Below are 4,943 nucleotides of genomic sequence, written 5' to 3'. Positions count from 1 at the left end.
TCGCAGGCAAGCCAGCTCCCACAGTTGATTGGTGTTGATCCACCTGACTAGGCCAGCGGACCACCGCGACCTCAAAGCCACTGCAATCTAACTGAAGCACCTCGGTCCATGTGGGAGCTGGCTTGCCACAGTTGATCGCTGTTGAACCACCTGACCTGGCCAGCGGACCACCGCACGCACACTACTTGAATAGGAGCATTACCCCTATGAGCGTGCACGAACTCAAACGTCCGCAGGCGCTGGAATGGCCTGCCGAACTGCTCGGCAACCTGCCCAAAGCCCTGGAGCATTTGCAGCACTGGGCGCAGCTCACCCCGCTGCACATCGCCCTGCGTCACAAGCGCCAGGGGCAGTGGTATGCCTGGCGCTGGATCGACGTGTTGCGCGACGTCGAGCGCCTGGCCGATGGTTTGCGCCAGCAAGGTTTCAGCGCGCAATCACGCTTGGCCTTAAGCGGCACGTTCGAGCCTGACCTGCTGCTGTTGGCGCTGGCCGCGCAGTCTGCCGGCGGGCAGGTGCTGACCCTGGCCGATGACCTGGAGCCAGAAGCCCTGTACCAACAGCTATGGCGCATTCACCCCAGCCATTCGTATGCCCAGGGGCGGCAGCAGGTGCGGCACTGGCAGTCTGCCAATCTGTTGGATTTCACCCAATTGCTCGGCCCGGCAGACCCGGCGCAACACCTGCAGCGCTGGTGGCAACCGAGCGGTGAAACCGTGTTGTGGAGCGAGGAGGGCACCCACTGGCAAGGCGGCCTGGCGGTAGTCCTGGAGCAATGGTTGAACAGCGGCCACGGCCTGGCTTTCCCGGAAAGCCCGGCCTCGGCCCGACGTGATCGCGGTGAGGTCGCGCCGACCGGCCTGCTGCTGTCCCCCGAGCGTTTACAGCACCTGGCCGACGATATCGAAAGCCGCCTGGCGCCCCACGGCACCTGGCGCCGACGCGTGTGTGAGTGGGCCATCGCTCACCCGCAAAGTGGCCTGCGGCGCCTGTTGAAAAATCGTGTACGCAGGCTGCTGGGCTTCCAACGGTTGACCTATATCTGGCAGCCAGCCAGCGCGCAAAAAACCAGCCGCGATCCAGCATGGCTGGCTGAATTCAAACGGGACATCGCATGAGCCAGACCATTCTCCAGGTGCGCGAGATCTCGCTGTCGTTCAAAGGCGTCAAGGCCATCAATGCCTTGTCCTTTGAGGTGCAGCGCGGCGAAATCTGTGCGCTGATCGGCCCCAACGGCGCCGGTAAAAGTTCGCTGCTCAATGTGCTTAACGGCGTGTACCGCTTCGATGCCGGTGAGATTGTGTTTGAGCAACAACACTTGCACCGCATCGACCCTTTGGGTGCGGCGCGTCGAGGTATCGGGCGTACTTTTCAGAACAACGCACTGTTCAAGAAAATGAGCGTGCTCGACAACATCCTTACCGGCCTGTCGCGGCATATGCGCACCAGCTTTATCGAGCAAGCCCTGGGCTTGCCCCGCGCCCGCCGTGAGGCCGAAGCCTTTCGCCTGCGCGGCCAAGGCATCCTCGAATTCCTCGAACTGCAAGCGCACCGCGATGTGCTGGTGGGCAACCTCTCTTACGGTTTGCAAAAGCGCGTAGAGCTGGGCCGTGCCTTGATCGCCGGCCCCAGCCTGTTGCTGCTGGACGAGCCCATGGCCGGCATGAACGCCGAGGAAAAACAGGAAATGGCGCGCTTTGTCGCCGACGTCAACCGCGACCTCGGCACCACCGTGGTGTTGATCGAACACGACATCGGCGTGGTGATGGGCCTGTCCGACCATGTGGTGGTGCTCGACTACGGACGCAAAGTCGGCGACGGCACACCTGCGCAGGTGCAGGCCGACCCCGAGGTGATCGCGGCGTACCTGGGAGTTGCACACTGATGACGTTCTTCTTTGAAACCCTGCTCGGCGGCCTGCTCGCCGGCACCATGTATTCGCTGGTCGCCATCGGTTTCGTGCTGATCTACAAGGCCAGCGGCGTGTTCAATTTCGCCCAGGGCTCGATGCTGCTGTTTGCCGCGCTGACCTTTGTCAGCCTGCATGACCAGGGCGTGCCCTTTGCCCTGGCGTTGCTGCTGACGGTAATCGTGATGATCATCGGCGCCTTGCTCATCGAGCGGCTGGTACTGCGCCCGCTGGTGAACCGCTCGCAGATCACCCTGTTCATGGCCACCTTGGGCCTTTCGTTCATCATCGAAGGCCTGGCCCAAGGGCTGATGGGCTCGCAGGTGCGTGCGCTGGACTTGGGCATCGACGACGTGCCGCTGTTTGTCGGCCCGTTGATGCTCAGCCAGTTTGATTTGATCGCCGCGGCGGCTGCCGTTGTGCTGGTAACCGTGCTGGCGTTGCTGTTCAACAAGACTCGCATCGGTGTGTCGTTGCGCGCCGTGGCGGATGACACCACGGCGGCGCTGTCCATCGGCATCAACCTCAACCGTATCTGGCAGATCGTCTGGGCCGTGGCCGGCATTGTCGGGCTGGTGGCCGGGCTGCTGTGGGGCGCGCGCCAGGGCGTGCAGTTTTCCCTTTCGCTGGTGGTGCTCAAGGCCTTGCCGGTGTTGATCATCGGCGGCTTTACCTCGATTGGCGGGGCGATTGTCGGCGGGCTGATTGTCGGCGCGGCGGAGAACCTCGCCGAGGTGTATGTCGGCCCCCTGATCGGTGGCGGTATCACGCCGTGGTTCGCTTATGTATTGGCCCTGGCCTTCCTGTATATCCGTCCCGCCGGCCTGTTCGGCGAGCGCGCCATCGAGCGAGTCTGAAACCATGTCGATACCCGTTGTTCAAGAAACCGCGCCGTTATTACTGATTCAGCGGCGTTTGCCCTGGGGCCTGATCGGCTTATTGGCCGTGGCCTTTATCGGGGTGCCGCTGTGGGGCAATGACTATTGGCTCAATGCGATCCTGATCCCGTTTCTGGTGCTGTCGCTGGCCGGTCTGGGCCTGAATCTGCTCACCGGCTATACCGGGCAAACCTCAGTGGGCGCGGCGGGTTTCATGGCCGTTGGCGCGTTTGCCACCTACGGTTTTCTGCTGCGTCTGCCCGAGCTGGGCCTGCCGGTGGCGCTGCTCGGCGGTGGGGTGATCAGCGCGCTGGTTGGGCTGCTGTTTGGTTTGCCCAGCTCGCGGATCAAAGGCTTCTACTTGATGGTCACCACGCTGGCGGCGCAGTTCTTTTTGGAGTGGCTGTTCGTCAAATTCCCCTGGTTCTACAACTACGGCTCCTCCGGGACCATTTCGGCGCCGAAGCTTTCGCTGTTCGGCCATGACCTCAATACGCCGCTGGGCCGTTACGGGCTGACGTTGGTCACGGTGCTGCTGTTGACCTGGACCGCCATCAACCTGGTGCGCAGCCAGGTAGGGCGTAACTGGATGGCAATCCGCGACATGGACACCGCCGCCGCTGTGGTCGGCATCCCGGTGGTGCGCTACAAGCGCCTGGCCTTCGCGGTCAGCTCGTTCTACTTAGGCATCGCCGGCGCGTTGTGGGCCTTTGCCTACCTGGGCACGGCCAGCGCCAGCAGCTTCGATATCAACCGCTCGTTCCAGATCCTGTTCATCATCATTATCGGTGGCATGGGCAGCATTGCCGGCAACTTTGTCGGTGCGGCATTCATCAGCTTATTGCCGATTTTCCTCAGCCATGCCGGGCAGGCGCTGTTCGGTGGCTCGGTGGATGCGGGGCAGTTGCAGAACCTGCAGAAAATCATTTTTGGCGTGTTGATCATCGTGTTCCTGATCAAGGAACCCGAAGGCTTGATTCGCCTCTTGCACAACCTGCGTGACCGTCTGCGGCAATGGCCGCTGCGTTTCTGACCTTGATGAGAACTCCTATGCGTACATCCTTGAAACGTTCCCTTGTCGGCGCTGCTTTTGCGTTGGCAGCTTTGGCCGGTGCTGTGCCCCAGGCAATCGCCTCGCCCGACCAGCAATTTATCCCGCTGGCCACCTACCGCGTCGGCGCCTATGCCTCCAGCGGCGTGCAGGTGTGGGCCGGGATGATCGACTACCTGCGTTATATCAATGAGGTCGAAGGCGGCATCAACGGCGTCAAACTGGTGTGGCAGGAATGCGAGACCGAATGGACGGCGGAGAAGGGCATCGAGTGCTACGAGCGCTTCAAGAATGGCCTGGATGGCGCGCCGGTCTCGGTCTACCAGCCTAACGGCGCACCGGCGGCGTATGCGTTGAGCGAGCGTGCGGAAGTCGACAAGATCCCGTTGATTACCCTCGGTTATGGCCGCACCGAAGCCACCGACGGCACCGTGTTTCCTTATAACTTCCCGGTGATGCTGACCTTCTACAGCGAAGCGTCCACACTGGTGAATTACATTGCCCAGCGCGAAGGCGGCTTCGACAAACTCAAGGGCAAGAAGATCGCCACGGTCTATCACGATTCGGCTTACGGCCGTGAAACCCTCGGCCCGTTGAAGTTACTGGCCGAGAAATACGGCTTTGAAAATATCCAGATTCCCGTGGCCGACCCGGGCAACGAGCAGTCGGCGCAATGGCGCCAGGTGCGCCAGGCCAATCCGGACTGGGTGTTTTTGCGCACCTGGGGCGTGTCCACGCCCGTGGCGGTGAAGACCGCTGCACGTTTTGGCTTCCCGGTTGACCATATCATTGGCGATATCTGGGCCAGTTCCAGCGAGGACGTGTTGCCCGCGGGCGCCGCCGCCAAAGGTTACCTGGCGCTCACGCCTTACCCGGCAGGTGCTGACTTCGAGATCCATAAACGCCTCAAACAGTCCATCCTCGACAAAGGCCACAGCGACCTCAAGGACCTGAAAAACTTCGGCAGCGTCTACTACAACTCCGGCCTGGTGAATGCCGCCGTGGCGGTGGAAGCGATCCGTACCGCCCAGGCCAAGTTCGGCAAGCGCCCACTCAATGGCGAAGAAGGCCGTTGGGGCCTGGAGCATCTGAATATCGATGACAC

Annotated in this window: 5 protein-coding genes; all 5 read left to right on the top strand. The window is 61.8% G+C overall.

The features are described 5' to 3' along the window. The first annotated feature begins 206 nt into the window (after positions 1–206). Positions 207–1,118 (top strand): AMP-binding protein, encoded by a 912-nt coding sequence (locus FEM54_RS24660; protein ID WP_017137545.1) that lies wholly within the window; start codon positions 207–209, stop codon positions 1,116–1,118. Next, positions 1,115–1,885: an ABC transporter ATP-binding protein gene (locus FEM54_RS24655; protein ID WP_099550533.1), complete on the top strand. Its 771-nt coding sequence runs from the start codon at positions 1,115–1,117 to the stop codon at positions 1,883–1,885. Before FEM54_RS24660 ends, FEM54_RS24655 begins: the two co-directional genes overlap by 4 nt. Beyond that, on the top strand, positions 1,885–2,766 hold the full coding sequence (locus FEM54_RS24650; protein WP_017137547.1) for a branched-chain amino acid ABC transporter permease: 882 nt from the start codon (positions 1,885–1,887) through the stop codon (positions 2,764–2,766). Before FEM54_RS24655 ends, FEM54_RS24650 begins: the two co-directional genes overlap by 1 nt. A gap of 4 nt (positions 2,767–2,770) precedes the next feature. After that, complete coding sequence (locus FEM54_RS24645; RefSeq protein ID WP_017137548.1) at positions 2,771–3,820, top strand: branched-chain amino acid ABC transporter permease; 1,050 nt, start codon at positions 2,771–2,773, stop codon at positions 3,818–3,820. Positions 3,821–3,837: 17 nt separating this feature from the next. Continuing rightward, the coding region (locus tag FEM54_RS24640; RefSeq protein WP_138453447.1) for an ABC transporter substrate-binding protein at positions 3,838–4,943 on the top strand (1,106 nt) is incomplete at its 3' end.

Source organism: Pseudomonas edaphica (genome assembly GCF_005863185.1).
Lineage (GTDB): Bacteria > Pseudomonadota > Gammaproteobacteria > Pseudomonadales > Pseudomonadaceae > Aquipseudomonas > Aquipseudomonas edaphica.
The sequence above is the reverse complement of the archived record's forward strand: the minus strand, read 5'-3'. Positions and strand labels throughout refer to the sequence as shown.